Genomic DNA, 15973 nt, shown 5'->3' with positions numbered 1-15973 from the left:
GGTTCTAGACCTTGTCGGCGACCTTGATCTTGCCCTCGATGATCTGCGCCTTGTAGCCCTCGAGGATGCCCTGCAGCTTCGCGTCCACCTTGCCGCCGGACGTCGCGTACCCGACGCCGTCGGACTTGAGGTCGAACACCTTCGGCAGCGACGAGAGGTCGTTCTTCGCGGCAGCGCGGAAGAAGTCGTACACGGCCACGTCGACGCGCTTGAGGCTGGACGCGACGATGACGTCCTTGTTGGCCGCGACCGCCGGCTGGTTGTACTGGTCGGCGTCGCAGCCGATCGCCAGCACGCCCGCCTGCTTCACGGCGGCGAACACGCCGAGGCCCGAAGCGCCCGCCGCCGGGTAGACGACGTCCGCGCCCTTGTCGATCAGGCCCTTCGCGGCCTCCTGGCCCTTGGGCGGGTCCTGGAACCCGGTGAAGTCGCCGGCCGGGGTGATGTACTTCTTGTCGACCTGGACCTTCGGCGCCGCGGTCTTCGCGCCCTGCGCGTAGCCCGCCTCGAACTTCTGGATCAGCGGGATGTCCACGCCGCCGACGAAGCCCACGTGGCACTTCTTGCTCTGGTAGGCGGCGACGACGCCCGCGAGGAACGCGCCCTCCTGCTCGGCGAAGACGAGCGGCGTCACGTTGGCCGCGCCCTCGACCGCCGAGTCGACCAGGCCGAACTTGACGTTCGGGAACTCCGGCGCCACGACCTTCAGCGACTCGGTGTAGGCGAAGCCGACGCCGACGATCGGGTTGAAGCCCTCGGACGCGAGCTGGCGCAGCCGGGTCTGCTTCGCCGTCTCGTCCTCGTTCGGGGCGGCGGAGAGCTCGCGGGTGTTCTCCTTCTTGACGCCCATGTCCTTGATCGCCTGGTCGAACCCGGCGGCGGCGAGGTCGTTGAACGACGCGTCGCCGCGGCCGCCGATGTCGTAGGCCAGCCCGATCTTCAACGCGCTGCCGTCGACCCGCTCGCCGTTCGCGGCGCTCGTGCTCGACGTGGCGGGGGCGGTCGGCGGCGTCGCGAACTCGCACCCGCCACCGGCGGCGTTGGTCGACCCGGTGGTGCCCCCACCGGAGTCCTTGGCGCAGGCGCTCACCGCCAGGGTCAACGCGATCGCGGCAACAGCGGTGCCACGCAGACGACGGCGCACGGTCGATCTCCTCTTGCTCGGCTTGAGGAGCGGACCGTACCCCGAGCCGCTCCCGGACCGGTCAAGCGTTCAACCACTGGGATCGAGGTCCTTGTGGAAGACGAGGAAGTCGCACGGGCAGGCGAGGCGGGGCACGAGTGCCGGGTGGTCGGCGGCGAAGTCCGCCTTGCGGACCACCCGGTAGCCGATGCGGGTGTACCAGCCGCGCAGGAACTACCTGACCGGGTGCTCCCAGCCCTGCGGCACCAGCAGCTCGAGCTGCATGCGCGGCAGGCCCTGCTCGCGCGTCCAGTTCTCGGCGAACGCCACCAGGTCCCGGCCGATGCCCGTTCCGCGGTCCTGCGGGGCGGCGACCAGCATGCCGAACTCGCCCAGGCCGTCCTCGAGCCGGTGGACCCGCACGGCGCCGACGACGCGTGCGCCGGAGGTGACGACAGCGATCTCCCCGGCCCGGACGAGGTCCGCGACCTCGGCCTCGCTGGTCCGGCTGCCGCTCGCCCACAGGCCCTTCTCGGCCTCGGCGCAGACCCGGTTCACCAGCTCCGCGATCTGCGGCACCAGGGCTGCGTCGGAGGTGAAGGCCGGTGTCACCACGGCGCGGGCTGAGTGGTCTCGGCGAGCTTGTCGGCGTGCTGGAGCACACCGAGCTCGCGCAGCATCCGGTCGCGCTGGGCGGGGTCGTGCGCGACGTGCGAGGCGTGCAGCGCCTTGCGCAGGCGGGCCTTGCGCCACGGGGTCCACCTGCTCGCGATCGCGAGCTTGGCGGCGCGCAACGCCGCCCGGTCGCGGGTGCGGGCCAGGGCGTCGCGGTGGTCGTCGCCGAGCCCGAGCAGCGAGAGCAGGCGTTCGCGCAGCTCACGGCCGACGCGCGCCCACGTGGTCGTGCGCCGGCGGGCGGCGCGGATCTCGATGCCGAGCGCGAGGTGCAGCATCACCAGGCCGAGCACCGGCCCGAGCAGCACGCGGGCGGTGCCGGCGACCGGGCCGGACAGGCTCAGGGCGGCGAACGCGGCGAACGCCGTCAGCGCCCACGCCACGAGCCGGGCGGGACCGGGGCGGCCGTTCTGCCGCACGCCGCCGCGCATCGCCCAGCCGCACGCGACCAGTGCCGCCTCCATGACGGAGAACAGCGCCACCCGCTCCCAGGTGTCGGAGATGCCGAGGCGCTGCTCGAAGAACCGCCACGAGGTGTCGACGCTGACGCCGATGCTCAGCAGGGCGACGGCGTAGAAGCCGGCCGCGCCGTGGGGCTTGGGCGCGTCGGCGGGAGCCGGGGCCTCGTCCGGAACGGCTTCCCGCGCAGGGACGTCGACCGGGGGCGCGCCGACGGGCTTCAGGACCACGGTGGGCGCCTCGACGGCGACCGGCGCCGCCTTCGCGGCCACGCCCCTGTCCACCTCGTCGAGCTTCGCCAGCAGCTCCGGCGTCAGCAGGACGTGGCCCGAGGTGTCGGTGACGCCGTTGCGGGCGCGCCAGTCGTTCACGATCGGCGCGGCGTGGGACCTGCTGGGGACGAGCTGGCCCTGCTTGCTCAGCCAGCGGCGCACGTCTTCCACGGTGCAGCCGCGCGGCAGGTGCTCCAGCGCGTACAGGACGCGCTCCTTGTGCGTCTTCAAGCGGGTCAAAGCGGCGTCGTGGCCGGTGATCTGGCCGACCTCGTCCGTGGTCACTCGTGCTCTCCGTCCTCAGGGTGGATGTGCAGGGGGCACGCGGAACCCGGCGGAACACTACCTCCGCTACGGCGCGTGAAGGTCATCGCCCGAAGACGTTGACACTGTCACGGTTGCAGTGTCAGTATCGAGGGGTGTGGACGCTCGACGAGTTGCTGGACCGCGTCTCCGCCGCGCTGGCGGCGGAGTACCCCGGCGCGCCCAACGGGCGGGTCCGGGACGTTCCCGACCGGCGGGCCGTCCGCTGGTACGCGACGACGGGCCTGGTGGACAGACCGTCGGCGATGCGCGGGCGGACCGCGTTGTACGAGCGGCGCCACCTGCTCCAGCTCGTGGCCGTGAAGCGGCTGCAGGCGCAGGGCAGGACGCTCGCCGGCGTCCAGGCCGAGCTCGCGGGCGCCGACGACACGACGCTCGCCGCCCTCGCCCGCGTGCCGGAGGACCTGCTCGACCCCGGTGACGCTCCGTCGCCGCAGCCGGTGCGGCCGCGCTTCTGGGCCGAGCCCGTCGCGGCGCCGGCGCCGAGGACGGGCGAACCCGCGGTCGCGCTGCACGGCGTCGCGCTCGGCGGGGGCGCCGTCGTGCTGGTGCCGGGCACGCCCACCGCCACCGACGTGGCGGACATCGCGGCCGCCGCGCAGCCGCTGCTCGACCTGCTCGCCGCCCGTGGGCTGCTCACGAACGAAAGGGAACCGTCATGACCATCTCCGTCGCCCCGATGAAGGCCGCCGAGGGGGACCGCATCGGCTGGACGACCGAGGACGCGGGCATCGGCGCGTTGAAGACCGAACGCGGCAACCTGCCCCTGGAACGCCTCGACGTCCGCGCGGCGGTGACCGGTCTCGTCGGCAGGACCGTGCTGACGACCGGGTTCGTGAACACCCACGACACGGCCCTCGAGGCCACCTACGTCTTCCCGCTGCCCGACCGCGCCGCCGTCACCGGCATGAAGATGACGGCCGCCGACCGCACGGTCGAGGCCGAGCTGCAGGAACGCGGCGCCGCGCGGCAGGCCTACGACGACGCGATCGCCGCCGGCCGGAGGGCGTCGATCGTCGAGGAGGAACGGCCCGACGTCTTCACCATGCGCGTCGGCAACGTCCAGCCGGGCGAGCACGTCGCCGTCGAGCTGACCCTCGTCGGCCCGCTGGTGTTCGAGGACGGCGCGGCCACGTTCCGGTTCCCGCTGGTCGTGGCCCCGCGGTACATCCCGGGCACGCCGCTCGAGGGACCGCCGGTCGGCGACGGGCACGCCGACGACACGGACGTGGTGCCGGACGCCTCCCGCATCACGCCGCCGGTGCTGCTGCCCGGCTTCCCGAACCCCGTGCGTCTCACGATCGGCGTGGAGATCGACCCGGCCGGCCTGGAGCTCGGCGAGGTCCGGTCGAGCCTGCACACCGTGCGGACCGAGGGGAACTCGGTCACGGTCGCTCCGGGGGAGCGGGTCGACCGCGACTTCGTGCTGCGCCTGGCCTACGCGGGCGCGAGCTCCGCGGCCGTGTGCGTGCCCGACGAGAACGGCGACGGCGGCACCTACCAGGTCACCGTGCTGCCGCCGGACCTCGACGCCCCGGTGCGCCCGCGCGACGTCGTGCTGCTGCTCGACCGCTCCGGCAGCATGTCCGGCTGGAAGATGGTCGCGGCCCGCCGTGCCGCCGCCCGCATCGTCGACACGCTGACCTCGGACGACTCGTTCTCGGTGCTCACCTTCGACGACCGGGTGGACCGCCCCGACCTCGGCGATGGGCTGGTGGCGGGCACCGACCGGCACCGCTTCCGCGCCGTCGAGCACCTGGCGAAGGTCCACGCGCGCGGCGGCACCGAGATGTTCGAGCCGATCCGCGAGGGCCTGACCCTGCTCGCGCGGGCGCCCGAGGAGCGCGACCCCGTCCTCGTGCTGGTCACGGACGGGCAGGTCGGCAACGAGGACCAGATCCTGCGCGACATCGCACCGCTGGTGAACCGCACGAGGGTGCACACCGTCGGCATCGACACCGCCGTCAACGCGGGCTTCCTCGGCAGGCTGGCCGCCGCCGGCGCCGGCCGGTGCGAGCTCGTCGAGAGCGAGGACCGGCTCGACGAGGCGATGGCGCACATCCAGCGCCGGATCGGTGCCCCGCTGGTCACCGACGTGGTCGTGACACCCGGATCGGACCTGCCGAAGCAGCCGGCGGCGATCTACCCCGGCGTGCCGCTGGTGGCGTTCGGCCGGTACAGCGGCGCGGTGCCCGAGACGGTCGCGGTGCGCGGCCGCAGCAGGGACGGCGCCGAGTGGCAGGAGAGCCTGGTCGTGCACCGGCACGCCGAGCCCGCCGTGCGCGCGCAGTGGGCCCGTGCCGCGCTGCGCGACCTGGAGGACCGGTACGCGACCGGTGACCGCGCGGTGGAGCAGGAGATCGTGCGGATCTCGCTGGAGCACGGCGTGCTGTGCCGCTTCACGGCGTTCGTCGCGGTCGACGACCGGGTGGTGTCCGACGGCGAGGTGCACCGCGTGGTGCAGCCGGTCGAGCAGCCCTCCGGCTGGGAGTTCGCCGCACCGATCTTCGCCGGCGCCCCGATGGCCGCCGCACCCGTGATCGGCGCGGCGGGCGGGCTCGCTCCGGGCGGCTTCGCACCCGGTGGCATGGCGAGGTCGCGCTTCGGCGGGGCGCACGACGCGGTGGGCGCACCGTCGCCCCCGCCCGCGCCGCAGTCCGCGGGACGCGCGGGTGGCATGCCGGGTCCGGCGCCGACGTGGATGCGTCCCTCCGCACCCGCCCCGGCCGCCGGCGATCCGGCGGAGCTGCGCGCGATCGCGGCGGTCGAGGTGCGCCGCCTGGACGAGGCGGCCGCCCGGCCCGCGTGGGAGCGCCGCGACCTGCTCGCCGACCTCGCCAGCAGGCTCGGCATCCTCGTCGCCGGCCGGCAGGGCCAGGGCTACGACGCCCTGCACGGGCTCGTGCGGGACATCACCGCGGGCGGCGACGTCGACGAGCTGTGGGCGCGCGCCCGGAAGGTGCTGGCGGAGTTCGCCGGGGAGCCCGCGGCGCCGGAACGGCGCAAGAGGTTCTGGCGCTGAGTGGTCTGGCGCTGGACAGTTCTGGTGCTGAACGGCGTGGCGCTGAGCGGCTTGGTGCTGGACGGTTCTGCCGCTGAACGGCCTGGCGCGGCACTGAGTCTGGCGCTGAACGGACCTGGTGCCGCGCGGGAGATGCCGCGACGCTTCTCCCGTGAGCGCGTTCGGGGAGTGGACGACAGCCGAGGGCCTGCCCGCGTTCTCCTACCGGGCGGGCCCCCGGCCGTGGGACCCGGTCCTCGACCCGCCGTCGACCCGGCACCGGGTGCACGTCGGCAACCGCCGCCTCACGCTCGCGGTCGGCTCCGACGGGCTCGTCGGCGTGTGGGACGAGCACGTCGACTCCCGCTGGATCGCCGAGAACACCGGCATCGGCCGCATGGGCGCGTTGTCCACCGAGGACGCGATGCCGCTCATCGGCCCGACCTTCTACCGGCTCTCGGTGTCCGATGAGGACACCGGGGCCCGGCGGACGGTGCTGTGCCCCGAGGGCGCGGTGCCGTGGGTGCTGATCAGGGTCGACGTGGTCAACGACTCCGGGGACGCGCTGCGCGGCGCGTGGAGCGAGGAGTGGGTGGTCCGGCACCGCCTGGTGGACTTGGAGTTCGGGCCCGCCCGCGACACCGACGCGCCCAGCACCCCCGTGGTGGCGCTGGAGGAGTGCGGCGGCGAGCGGGTCGGGACCACCGGTGGCCCGCTCGTCGTCTCCGCGCCGCTGGACCTGCCGCCGGGAGGCCGGGCGACGCTGTGGTTCCGGTTCGGGTTCCTCGACGGCACGGCCGACCCGGCGACCTACGACCACAGCCTCGACGCGGTGAGGAGGCGCCTCCCGTCCGCCTCCGTCGCCCACGCCCCCGAGGCGGCCACCGAGATCCCGTGGCACGCGGCCCTGCTCACCGGCGGGGCCTGCGCCGACGGCGTGCTCGGCGGCCACACGCTGAACCAGGGCTCCGCCTACTCGTTCCGGCACGGTTTCAACGGCGCCGCGCGCGACCCGCTGCAGCACGCCCTCCCGCTCGTCCACCTCGAACCGGACCTCGCGCTCTCGGTGCTGCGCAACACCTGCGCCTGGGGCAGTCCCGACGGCGACCTGCCGTACGCGCTCGACGGCCGCAAGCAGCCCTGGACGGCGCACTTCCGCCCGTCCGACCAGAACCTGTGGGCGCTCTGGCTCGCGGCCGAGTACGCCGCGGCCACCGGCGACCTGGCCGCGTTCGCCGAACCGGTGCCGTACCACCCGTGCCACGGCGCCGAGCCCGTCGCGCTGGCGGAGAACCTGCGGCGCCAGTTCCGCTTCTTCGCCGACGAGGTGGGCGTGGGCGAGAACGGTCACGTGCGCATCCTGAACGCCGACTGGAACGACCTCGCCGTCACCGAGTCCGGAGTGGACGGAGAGCTCATGGTCGCGCGCGGCGAGTCCGTGCTGAACTCGGCGATGGCCGCCTGGGTCCTGCCGGTCTACGCGACCCTGGCGGACCAGCTCGGCGACGAGACCACCGCCGCCGAGGCCCGCGCACGGGCGGCGGACCTGCGCGACCGCGTGGCGGGGGAGTGGAACGGCCGGTGGTTCCGCCGGGCCCACGCCCCCGGCGGCGGCGTGGTGGGCGAGGAGGACCTGTGGCTGGAAGTGCAGCCGTGGGCGATCCTCTGCGGCGCCGCGACCCCGGAGCAGGCGCGGGCGTTGCTCACCACGATCGACGAGACCTGCCGGGCCGGCTCACCGCTGGGCGCCCGCCACCGCTGGCCGGTTCCCCCTGGCGCGCAAGGACAAGTGTGGTTCTCGGTGAACGCGACGCTGGTCTGGGCGGCCGCGAAGCACGACCCGGACCTGGCGTGGGACGAGTGGCGGCGCATGACCCTGCACGCGCACACCACCGCCTATCCGTCGATCTGGTCGGGAACGCTGTCCGGGCCCGACTGCTACCTCGCGCCGGAGAGCGAACGTCCCGGCAGCACCTGGGCTCTGCCCGAGGCGGGCCTGGCGATGCAGGCGTACCCCGTCGCCAACCTGCACAGCCACTCCCAGCCGTTGCTCGCCTACCTCAAACTGCGCGGCGTCGGGCTCTAGTCCGGCGGTTCCTGGCCGTGCGGGCCCTCGTCGTTGATCACCTGCTTGGCGGGCGCCTCCTGCGGGACGCGCGGTTCCTCCACGTCGTTCAGGTCGGGCGTGCCGGGGGAGTGCGGGGCCTCGGGGTTCACCGGATCGGTCATGACGTGCGGTTACCCCGTACGGGCGAAGACATGCACCACCCCGTGGTTGTGCCTCACCCCGAAGGGGCATAGCGTGGGAGGAGTTTCTGAACGCCGATTCATTTCATGTGAGGTCATCAACAGGTTCTCCGGGTTGGGCAGCGGCTGGTGTCGGCGCTTCGCACGGTGTGCCGAGGGGAGCGGGCCTGTGAGCCAGCAGTCCAACGGAGCGGTGCAGGTCCTGACCGCCCACACGAGCGACCACGACGGGATCACCCTCGTGACCGTCGTGGGCGAGGTCGACCGGATGACCCCGGATTCACCTCTTCTCCAGGCGCTCGACGCCGTGCGCGGGCTGCCCGCCGGTGTCGTGGTCGACCTGAACGCCGTCACCTTCTTCGGGTCCGCCGGCGTCAACATGCTCGCCGCCGTGTGGCAGCAGGCCGAGGCCTCCGCGGTGCCGCTCGCGATCGTCGCGGGCGCGCGGACGGTGCTGATGCCGCTCGCGATCTCCGGTGTCGACGCGCTGCTCGCGCTCTTCCCGAGCCAGGCGGAGGCGTTCACCGCGCTGAAGGCCGTACCGCCGCCCAGGCGGCGGTGACCCCTCTCACGCACCGCCCGTGCAGGGCACGACCGCCCAGACGGACTTGCCGGGCGTCTGCTCCGCCACGCCCCACTCCCGCGCCAGCTGGTCGACCAGCACGAGACCGCGCCCCCGCGCGGAGTGCGGTGACGACGGCTTGAGCACCGGCGGGATCGGGGAGGCGTCCTCCACCTCGATGCGCACGCCGTCGTCCGGCGGCCGGTGCAGCCGCAGGCGTGCGGGGAACTCCCCGTGGTCGTAGACGTTCGAGACCAGCTCGGTCACGATCAGCTGGACGTCGAGCAGGTCGTCCTCGTGCAGCTGCGGCAACGCGGAACCGGCCCACCGGCGGACCTCCGCGATGTCGACCACATCGTGGTTCAGCTCCAGCACGAGCGGGGTATCAGGGGGCTCGCCTCCGACGGCCAAGAAGGTGCCTTTCTGTCACTGGTGTGCTGGGAGAACGTACCTCCTGCGCGAAGTGGCTAAACGCGGCAACCACCTGTCGGGTCTTCCGGCGGAGCACGGCTACTGTTCGTGGGTACTGATCCGCCTGAGGAGGCCTGAGTGACTGCAGATGCAGGGCATGCCCGGCGTTTGGCCGAGCTGTTGCGGACGAACGCGGAGCCCTTGATCGACAAGTGGGTGGGCGTGGTCGCGGCCCTGCTGCGCGGACGGGCGACGAAGGCGGAGCTCGAGACCGACTTCCGGGAGCTCTTCGACGCCGTGCTGCCGCTCGTCGGCCACGACGGCACGGACACCTCCGCGCCCGAGTTCGCCGAGGTCCGGTCGCTGCTCGACGAGTACTCGCGCTCACGGGTCCGTGCGGGCTTCACGCCGTCGGAGACCGCGTCGAGCCTGTTCTCGCTCAAGCAGCAGGTCTTCGAGCTCACCGAGGGCGACACCGACCCGGAGCTCTTCCGCGAGGTCCTCGGGTTCTCCGGCCTGCTCGACGCGCTCGGGCTGCTGACGTTCGAGTCCTACTCGCGCGCCCGCGAGGACATCATCCGCGAGCAGTCCGAGCAGCTGCTGGAGCTGACCACGCCGGTGGTCAAGATCTGGGAGGGCGTGCTCGCGGTGCCGCTGGTCGGCACGCTCGACTCCGCCCGCACCCAGGTGGTCATGGAGAAGCTGCTCGAGATGCTGGTCGAGACCGGCTCCGAGCACGCGATCATCGACATCACCGGTGTCTTCGCCGTCGACACCCAGGTCGCGCAGCACCTGCTCAAGACCGTGGTCGCGGCCAGGCTGATGGGCGCGGAGTGCATCGTGTCCGGCATCCGCCCGCAGATCGCGCAGACGATCGTGGCGCTGGGCATCGAGTTCGGCGACATCGTCACCAAGGCCTCGCTCGCCGACGCCCTGAGGCACGCGCTGCGCCGTGAGGGCGTCGACGTCGTGCGGCGCGAGGTCGGCTGATGGAACGCGTCCCGATCCTGAAGATCGGCGGGGTCCTGCTGGTCTCCATCCAGATCGACCTGCAGGACCAGAGCGTGCTCGCACTGCAGGAGGACCTGGCCGAGAAGATCAGCGCGACGGGCGCCCACGGCGTCGTCATCGACATCTCCGCCGTGGAGATCGTCGACTCGTTCATCGGGCGGATGTTCGCGACGATCGCGTCCATCTCCCGGCTGTTCGACGCCGACACGGTCGTGGTGGGCATGCGTCCCGCCGTGGCGATCACGCTGGTCGAGCTGGGCCTCACGCTGGGCGGCGTGCGCACGGCACTCGACCTCGAACGCGGCATGAAGATCCTCGGGCAGCTCGGACGGCAGCGCCGGGGTGTGCTGACGCACCCCGGCGAGTTCGCGCAGGACGCCTGATGCCGCCCCGGTCCGGAGGGCCGGAGGAGCTGCCGATCAGCGGCGACGACGACGTCGTCCGCGTCCGCCAGCTCGTGCGCACCTACGCGCAGCAGACCAAGCTGTCGCTGGTCGACCAGACCAAGCTGGTCACCGCGGCCAGCGAGCTCGCCCGCAACACGCTCATCTACGGCGGCGGGGGCTTCGCCCGCGTCGAGGAGGTGAGCGACGGCCGCCGCGCCGGCGTGCGGGCGTCGTTCCACGACGAGGGTCCGGGCATCCCCGACCTCGCGCTGGCGCTCGCCGACGGCTGGAGCAGCGGCAGCGGGCTCGGCCTCGGGCTGAGCGGCGCCAAGCGGCTGGTCGACCAGTTCGACCTCGACACCGAGGTCGGCCGCGGCACCGTCGTGACGGTGGTCAAGTGGAAGAGATGACGACCGCGACGTGCCTGCCGCTGGTGCGCGACGAGGCGTGGCTGCCCGTCGAGGAGACCGCCCAGGTCGGCCGGATCCGCCGCACGGCCACGGCGCTCGCCGAACGGCTCGGGTTCGGGGCGACCCGCACGGCGGAGATCGGTCTGGCGGTCACCGAGATCGGCACCAACCTGCACAAGCACGCCCGGCAGGGCGTCGTGCTGATCCGCTCGGTGCGCGGCGAGGACGACGCGGCCGTCGAGATCGTCGCGGTGGACCGCGGGCCCGGCATCCGCGACGTCGCGCTCGCGTGGCAGGACGGGCAGTCCACCACCGGCACGCTCGGCGTCGGGCTCGGCGCGGTGCGCCGGCTCGCCTCGTCGTGCTCGATGACCTCGCGCCCCGGCTCCGGCACCGCGCTGGTGGCCCGGTTCGGGCCGAAGCCGGACTGGGCACCCGAGTGGGGTGAGGACAGCGCGGCCGGCATCACGAGGCCCATCACCGGCGAGGAGGTCTGCGGCGACGCCTACGCGTTCTGCCGCAGCGCCGACCGGCTGGTGCTGATGATGTGCGACGGCTCCGGGCACGGGCCCCTGGCCGCGGCCGCGTCCGACGCGGCGGTGCGGCTGTTCCGCGAGCTGGCCCCGATGCCCGCCGACCAGCTCGTCACACGCCTGCACCAGGCGCTGCGGGGCACCCGCGGTGGAGCCGTGGCGGTCGCCGACATCGACCTCGCCGCCCGGACCGTGCGCTACTGCGGGCTCGGCAACATCGCCGGCGCGGTCCTCGCCGACGGCCGCAAGCAGGGCATGATCTCGGTCCCCGGCGTGGCGGGCCACCAGGCCCGCACGATCCGGGCGTACGACTACGCGCTGCCCGACCGGGCCGTGGTCGTGCTGCACTCCGACGGCCTCACCGAGCGCTGGGGCGTCGACTTCGGCGGCGACCTGGTCCTCGACCAGCCCGTGCTGATCGCGACGACGCTGCTGCGCGAAGCCGGGGTCCGCAACGACGACGCGAGCGTCCTGGTGGCCAGACCGGCATGACCGAGACCGAGCTGCTGCGCCTGCCGATCGGCGACGAACGCGACGTGTTCCTGCTCCGCCAGCGCGGGCGGCAGGTCGCGGCCGCGGTCGGGCTCGACGGGCAGAACCAGATCCGGGTCGCGACGGCGCTGAGCGACGTCGGCCGGGAGCTGGTGCGGCAGGACGTCTCGGCGACCGCGGTCTTCTCGCTGCGGCGGGCGCCGGGGCCCGCTCTGCTGGTCGAGCTGGCGTGGCACACCCTGGGCGTGACCGGCGGCGGCCCCGGCTGGGACACCGCGCGCCGGTTGATGGACGAGCTCGTCCTGACGCCGACGGGCGTGACGCTCGTGAAGAACGTGCACGCGTCGGTCTCCGTCGACGAGGGCCTGCTGCGGGAGCTGCGCGAGACCGCGGGCGCCACCGCGCTCGACGAGCTGCGGGCCCAGAACCAGGAGCTGCTGGAGACCCTCGAGAACCTGGAGGCCAAGAGCGCGGAGCTGGAACGGCTCAACGCCGAGCTGGAGGAGACCAACCGCGGTGTCGTGGCGCTCTACCAGGAGCTGTCCGACGAGCTGGAGCAGACGAACCAGGGCGTGGTCGCCCTCTACGCGGAGCTGGACGCGAAGTCGGCCGAGCTGAGGGAGGCGGCCGCCGCGCGCATCCGGTTCTGGTCCAACATCAGCCACGAGCTGCGCGCGCCGATCAACTCCGTCGTCGGCCTGACGCGCCTGCTCAGCACACCCGGCGGCGACCCGATGACCGACGACCAGCGCCACCACGTCGACCTGATCAACTCCTCCGCCGCCACACTGCTCGCCCTGGTGAACGAGCTGCTCGACACCGCCAAGGCCGAAGCGGGCAGCCTTCAGCCGCGCCGGGCGCCCGTGGCGCTCGACTACGTGGTCACGCAGCTGCGGTCGTCCGTGCTGCCGCTGCTGCGCTCCGGCGACGTCCGGCTGGTCGTGGACGAGCTGCCCGAGCTGCCACCGCTGGTGACCGACGAGACGATGCTCGTGCGGATCCTGCGCAACGTGCTGTCGAACGCCGTCAAGTTCACCAAGCACGGCGAGATCCGCTTCACCGCCGAGCAGGGACCGGGACCGGACGAGGTCCGGTTCGTCGTCACCGACACCGGCATCGGCATCCCGCCGGACGAGCAGGGCAAGGTCTTCGAGGAGTTCTACCAGGTCCCGAACGCGCTGCAGGTGGGCGCGAGCGGCACCGGCCTGGGCCTGTCCTACGCCCGCAAGCTCGCGGAGATCCTCGGCGGCGCGCTGACGCTGAGCAGCACCCCCGCCGTCGGCACGGAGGTCGTGCTGACCCTGCCGACCGGGGAGGACGAGCTCGCCCAGCCCGCGCCCGTGGCGTGCGCGCTGATCGCGGACGGCGACGAGGAGGTCCGCGCGCGGCTGCGCGAGGCGCTGGCGGGCATCGCCGTCGACGTCGTCGAGACCGGCGACGGCCGCAGCGCGCTCAACCTCGCGAAGACCCGGCAGCCCGACCTCGTGCTGGTGGCCGCGGACGCGCCCCTGATGAGCGGCAGCGCCGTGCTGTCGGTGCTGCGCCTGGACCCCAGGTTGAAGACGGTACCGGTCGTGATCGTGGGCGGCGACGACCCCGCGGGCCTCGCCCGCAGCGTGCACGGCCTCGGCGCCGCCCTGCTGCCGGAGACGGCGATCTCCCCCGAGTCGGTGAGCCGCTCGGTCCGCGACGCCCAGCTCACCGCGCGCAGAACGGAGGCCCGATGAACCCGACGGCGATGGGTGGCGGACCGGCCAGGGTCCTCGTGGTGGACGACCTGGAAGCCAGCCGGTTCATCGCGTCCAGCTGGCTGCGCCGCAACGGCCACGTGGTCGTCGAGGCGACCACGGCCGCCGAGGCGCTGACCGCGCTGGAGGGCCAGACGTTCGACCTCGTCCTGCTCGACGTGCACCTGCCCGACATGAGCGGCTACGACGTCACCGAGCGGATCAAGGCCGACCCGCGCACCAGCTCCGTCCCCGTCGTGATGCTCTCGGCGACCTACATCGAGCCGGAGGACAAGGTCACCGGCCTCACCCGCGGCGCCGACGCCTACCTGACCGAACCCGTCGACCCCGGCGAGCTGCTGGCCAACGTCGAGGCCGCCCTGCGCTACCACCGCGCCCGCGCCCTGGCCGAACACCTCGCCGCCCGCCTCACCCGCCTCACCACCGCCACCCTCGCGCTGAACGCCGCGACGACGTTCGAGTCCCTGGTGCAAGCCGCGGCGATCGGCGCGGCCGACATGCTCGACACCCCGGCGACCGCCGCGCTGGGCACTCCGTCCGGTGCCGTGTGCGTGGCCTCGGCGGGCTCCTCATCGCGCCCGGACGACCCCGCGGTCGAACGGTGGCTCGCGGCTGCGAACCCCGGCGTGGGCGTGACGGTCGTCGAGGGCGACGCGTGGCAGCCCGGCGCCCCCGTCGTCGCGGCGCTGGCCCGCACGAAGCTGCGCCGCTCGCCGATCTGCATCGCGGTGGCGCCCGAGTCCGTCCTCGGCGAGGACGACCGCAACCTGCTGTCCCAGCTCGCCCAGGCGACCGCGCTGGCGGCCGAGGGCCTGCACACGTTCGCCGAGGAGCACTCCCTGGCCCTGACCCTGCAACGCAGCCTCCTGCCGCGCGACCTGCCCCAGCACCCCGGGCTCCCGATGACCGCCCGCTACGTCCCGGCCCAGAGCAACGCCGAGATCGGCGGCGACTTCTACGACGTGATCGAGCTGGACGGCCAGGTCCTGATCGCCATCGGCGACGTGTGCGGCCACTCGATCGAGGCAGCGACGATCATGGCCGAGGTCCGCCACACCCTGCGCGCCTACGCCGTCGAGGGCCACCGCCCGGCCGAGATCCTGCGCAGGGTCGACGTCCTGCTGCAACGCTTCCACCCGACCGGCGGCCTGACGACCATGTGCCTGCTCCTGGTCGACCTGGAGGCGGGCACGGTCTCCGTGGCGAACGCGGGCCACGTGCCACCCCTGCTGGCCGACGCCACCGGCGCCTCCTACGCCCCGGTCAAGGGCCCGCTGCTCGGCATCGGCCTGGACCGCCCGGAAGCCACCTCCCTCCCGCTGCCGCCGGGCACCACGGTCCTGCTGACCACCGACGGCCTGGTGGAACGCCCCGGCGTAGACCTCGACGAGGGCATGGAGAAACTCCGCGCGGCCGTCTCCCACACCGACGACATGGACGAGCTGGCCGACCGCCTCCTGGCCGAACTGGGCCAGGGCAAGCAGGACGACATCGCCCTGGTCCTGCTGCGACGGCTCCCGTGAGCACCACCCCGGTCGTGGACCTGCCGGTGGCACCGGGCACGTCGATCTCCCGCCTGCGCCGCGACCTGACCACCGCCCTGTCCTCCGTGGGCGAGGACCACCTGTACGACGTGCAGCTCGTGGTGACCGAACTCGTCTCCAACGTGCTGGACCACACGCCGTCCCGGACCGGGCGCCTGCGGGTCTTCCACACGCTCGCACCCTGCCTCGTGGTGGTGGAGGTGCACGATTCGTCGCCGGTCGAGCCGGTGTACGGGCGGTCCCGGCTGGGGGAGAACCGGGGGCGGGGGATCGTGGTGGTGGACCGGATCTCGCGGGAGTGGGGGTGCCGGGTGGTGGGGGACGGGAAGACGGTGTTCGCGGTGGTGGACTGCACGGGGTGAGGTTGTTTTGGGGCTCTGGCGGCTTTGGCGGGGGCTCTAGCGGGGGCTTTGGGGTTGGGCCTCAGGGTGGGGGGTGCGGTGATTGCTGCGGGCCGAGGTGATCGCATGGAGGGGCGCGCTCGCATGGAGGGGCGCGTTCGCGTTGAGGGCGCGATCGCGTTGGGCCGGCGCGTTCCTGTTGGACCGGCGCATTCGCGTTGAGGGGCGCGCTCGTACTGAGGGGAGGCCTAGTCCGGTGCCACCGCCCTCGCCCCGAGTCGTCTCCCGCCCCTAATAGTCCCCTCACCCCGAGTCATTCCCTCGGGCCGAGTCGTCCCCTCGGGCTGAGCCGTCCCCTCGCCCGGAGTCGTTCCTTCGGGCTGAGCCGTCCCCTCGCCCGGAGTCGTTCCTTCGGGCTGAGCCGTCCCCTCGCC

16 protein-coding genes are annotated in these 15973 nt (G+C 73.2%); 11 read left to right on the top strand and 5 right to left on the bottom strand.

Translation table 11 applies throughout. The features are described from left to right. Nucleotides 1-4 precede the first annotated feature (4 nt). From ACFWGZ_RS30260 to ACFWGZ_RS30250, 3 genes are all read right to left on the bottom strand, one after another. Entirely contained in the window at nt 5-1132 is a 1128-nt protein-coding gene (locus ACFWGZ_RS30260) for a BMP family protein (RefSeq protein ID WP_382454988.1), read from the bottom strand. Between the two features lie 225 nt (nt 1133-1357). Beyond that, nucleotides 1358-1738: a GNAT family N-acetyltransferase gene (locus ACFWGZ_RS30255; RefSeq protein ID WP_382454987.1), complete on the bottom strand. Its 381-nt coding sequence runs from the start codon at nt 1736-1738 to the stop codon at nt 1358-1360. After that, entirely contained in the window at nt 1732-2814 is a 1083-nt protein-coding gene (locus tag ACFWGZ_RS30250) for a hypothetical protein (protein WP_382454986.1), read from the bottom strand. The genes ACFWGZ_RS30255 and ACFWGZ_RS30250 overlap by 7 nt, the downstream gene beginning before the upstream one ends. Nucleotides 2815-2948: 134 nt before the next feature. On the opposite strand from ACFWGZ_RS30250, the gene ACFWGZ_RS30245 reads away from it, so the two are divergent. The 3 genes from ACFWGZ_RS30245 to ACFWGZ_RS30235 all read left to right on the top strand — a co-directional run bounded on the left by ACFWGZ_RS30245 (nt 2949) and on the right by ACFWGZ_RS30235 (nt 7940). After that, a complete protein-coding gene (locus ACFWGZ_RS30245) occupies nt 2949-3515 on the top strand; it encodes a MerR family transcriptional regulator (protein WP_382454985.1) in 567 nt (188 codons plus the stop codon). Next, nucleotides 3512-5875 (top strand): VIT domain-containing protein, encoded by a 2364-nt coding sequence (locus ACFWGZ_RS30240; protein ID WP_382454984.1) that lies wholly within the window; start codon nt 3512-3514, stop codon nt 5873-5875. The genes ACFWGZ_RS30245 and ACFWGZ_RS30240 overlap by 4 nt, the downstream gene beginning before the upstream one ends. A 151-nt stretch (nt 5876-6026) precedes the next feature. After that, on the top strand, nt 6027-7940 hold the full coding sequence (locus ACFWGZ_RS30235) for a GH36-type glycosyl hydrolase domain-containing protein (RefSeq protein ID WP_382454983.1): 1914 nt from the start codon (nt 6027-6029) through the stop codon (nt 7938-7940). Here the strand turns inward: ACFWGZ_RS30235 and ACFWGZ_RS30230 are convergent. Continuing rightward, entirely contained in the window at nt 7937-8083 is a 147-nt protein-coding gene (locus tag ACFWGZ_RS30230) for a hypothetical protein (protein ID WP_382454982.1), read from the bottom strand. The genes ACFWGZ_RS30235 and ACFWGZ_RS30230 overlap by 4 nt on opposite strands. 187 nt (nt 8084-8270) lie before the next feature. Between ACFWGZ_RS30230 and ACFWGZ_RS30225 the strand changes: the two genes are divergently transcribed. Next, nucleotides 8271-8663 (top strand): STAS domain-containing protein, encoded by a 393-nt coding sequence (locus tag ACFWGZ_RS30225; RefSeq protein ID WP_382454981.1) that lies wholly within the window; start codon nt 8271-8273, stop codon nt 8661-8663. 6 nt (nt 8664-8669) lie between these two features. On the opposite strand, the gene ACFWGZ_RS30220 is transcribed toward ACFWGZ_RS30225, so the two are convergent. Further along, complete coding sequence (locus ACFWGZ_RS30220) at nt 8670-9038, bottom strand: ATP-binding protein (protein WP_382454980.1); 369 nt, start codon at nt 9036-9038, stop codon at nt 8670-8672. Between the two features lie 174 nt (nt 9039-9212). On the opposite strand from ACFWGZ_RS30220, the gene ACFWGZ_RS30215 reads away from it, so the two are divergent. Genes ACFWGZ_RS30215 through ACFWGZ_RS30185 form a run of 7 tightly spaced genes read left to right on the top strand, consistent with a single transcriptional unit; the run spans nt 9213 to nt 15560 of the window. After that, nucleotides 9213-10064 (top strand): STAS domain-containing protein, encoded by an 852-nt coding sequence (locus tag ACFWGZ_RS30215; RefSeq protein WP_382454979.1) that lies wholly within the window; start codon nt 9213-9215, stop codon nt 10062-10064. Next, entirely contained in the window at nt 10064-10468 is a 405-nt protein-coding gene (locus ACFWGZ_RS30210; RefSeq protein WP_382454978.1) for an STAS domain-containing protein, read from the top strand. The genes ACFWGZ_RS30215 and ACFWGZ_RS30210 overlap by 1 nt, the downstream gene beginning before the upstream one ends. After that, nucleotides 10468-10881: an ATP-binding protein gene (locus ACFWGZ_RS30205; RefSeq protein ID WP_382454977.1), complete on the top strand. Its 414-nt coding sequence runs from the start codon at nt 10468-10470 to the stop codon at nt 10879-10881. Before ACFWGZ_RS30210 ends, ACFWGZ_RS30205 begins: the two co-directional genes overlap by 1 nt. After that, nucleotides 10878-11906, top strand: a complete 1029-nt coding sequence (locus ACFWGZ_RS30200) for an ATP-binding protein (RefSeq protein ID WP_382454976.1) — start codon at nt 10878-10880, stop codon at nt 11904-11906. Before ACFWGZ_RS30205 ends, ACFWGZ_RS30200 begins: the two co-directional genes overlap by 4 nt. Continuing rightward, nucleotides 11903-13633, top strand: coding sequence for an ATP-binding protein (locus tag ACFWGZ_RS30195; protein ID WP_382454975.1), 1731 nt, complete (start codon nt 11903-11905; stop codon nt 13631-13633). The genes ACFWGZ_RS30200 and ACFWGZ_RS30195 overlap by 4 nt, the downstream gene beginning before the upstream one ends. Continuing rightward, nucleotides 13630-15177: a SpoIIE family protein phosphatase gene (locus ACFWGZ_RS30190; RefSeq protein WP_382454974.1), complete on the top strand. Its 1548-nt coding sequence runs from the start codon at nt 13630-13632 to the stop codon at nt 15175-15177. The genes ACFWGZ_RS30195 and ACFWGZ_RS30190 overlap by 4 nt, the downstream gene beginning before the upstream one ends. Further along, the gene (locus ACFWGZ_RS30185) at nt 15174-15560 is read left to right on the top strand and encodes an ATP-binding protein (protein ID WP_382454973.1); all 387 of its coding nucleotides are present in this window, start codon (nt 15174-15176) and stop codon (nt 15558-15560) included. The genes ACFWGZ_RS30190 and ACFWGZ_RS30185 overlap by 4 nt, the downstream gene beginning before the upstream one ends. The last annotated feature ends 413 nt before the right edge of the window (nt 15561-15973 follow it).

The sequence above is a fragment of the Lentzea sp. NPDC060358 genome, from assembly GCF_042725365.1.
Classification (GTDB): domain Bacteria; phylum Actinomycetota; class Actinomycetes; order Mycobacteriales; family Pseudonocardiaceae; genus Lentzea.
Note: the sequence above shows the minus strand (reverse complement) of the source record. Positions and strands in the feature narration are given on the sequence as shown.

What these genes read in the sequence shown, in the direction of transcription:
- ACFWGZ_RS30240 (WP_382454984.1), top strand. Translation starts at nt 3,512, where the DNA reads ATGACCATCTCCGTCGCCCCGATGAAGGCCGCCGAGGGGGACCGCATC.
- ACFWGZ_RS30230 (WP_382454982.1), bottom strand. Translation starts at nt 8,083, where the DNA reads ATGACCGATCCGGTGAACCCCGAGGCCCCGCACTCCCCCGGCACGCCC.
- ACFWGZ_RS30210 (WP_382454978.1), top strand. Translation starts at nt 10,064, where the DNA reads ATGGAACGCGTCCCGATCCTGAAGATCGGCGGGGTCCTGCTGGTCTCC.
- ACFWGZ_RS30205 (WP_382454977.1), top strand. Translation starts at nt 10,468, where the DNA reads ATGCCGCCCCGGTCCGGAGGGCCGGAGGAGCTGCCGATCAGCGGCGAC.
- ACFWGZ_RS30200 (WP_382454976.1), top strand. Translation starts at nt 10,878, where the DNA reads ATGACGACCGCGACGTGCCTGCCGCTGGTGCGCGACGAGGCGTGGCTG.
- ACFWGZ_RS30195 (WP_382454975.1), top strand. Translation starts at nt 11,903, where the DNA reads ATGACCGAGACCGAGCTGCTGCGCCTGCCGATCGGCGACGAACGCGAC.
- ACFWGZ_RS30190 (WP_382454974.1), top strand. Translation starts at nt 13,630, where the DNA reads ATGAACCCGACGGCGATGGGTGGCGGACCGGCCAGGGTCCTCGTGGTG.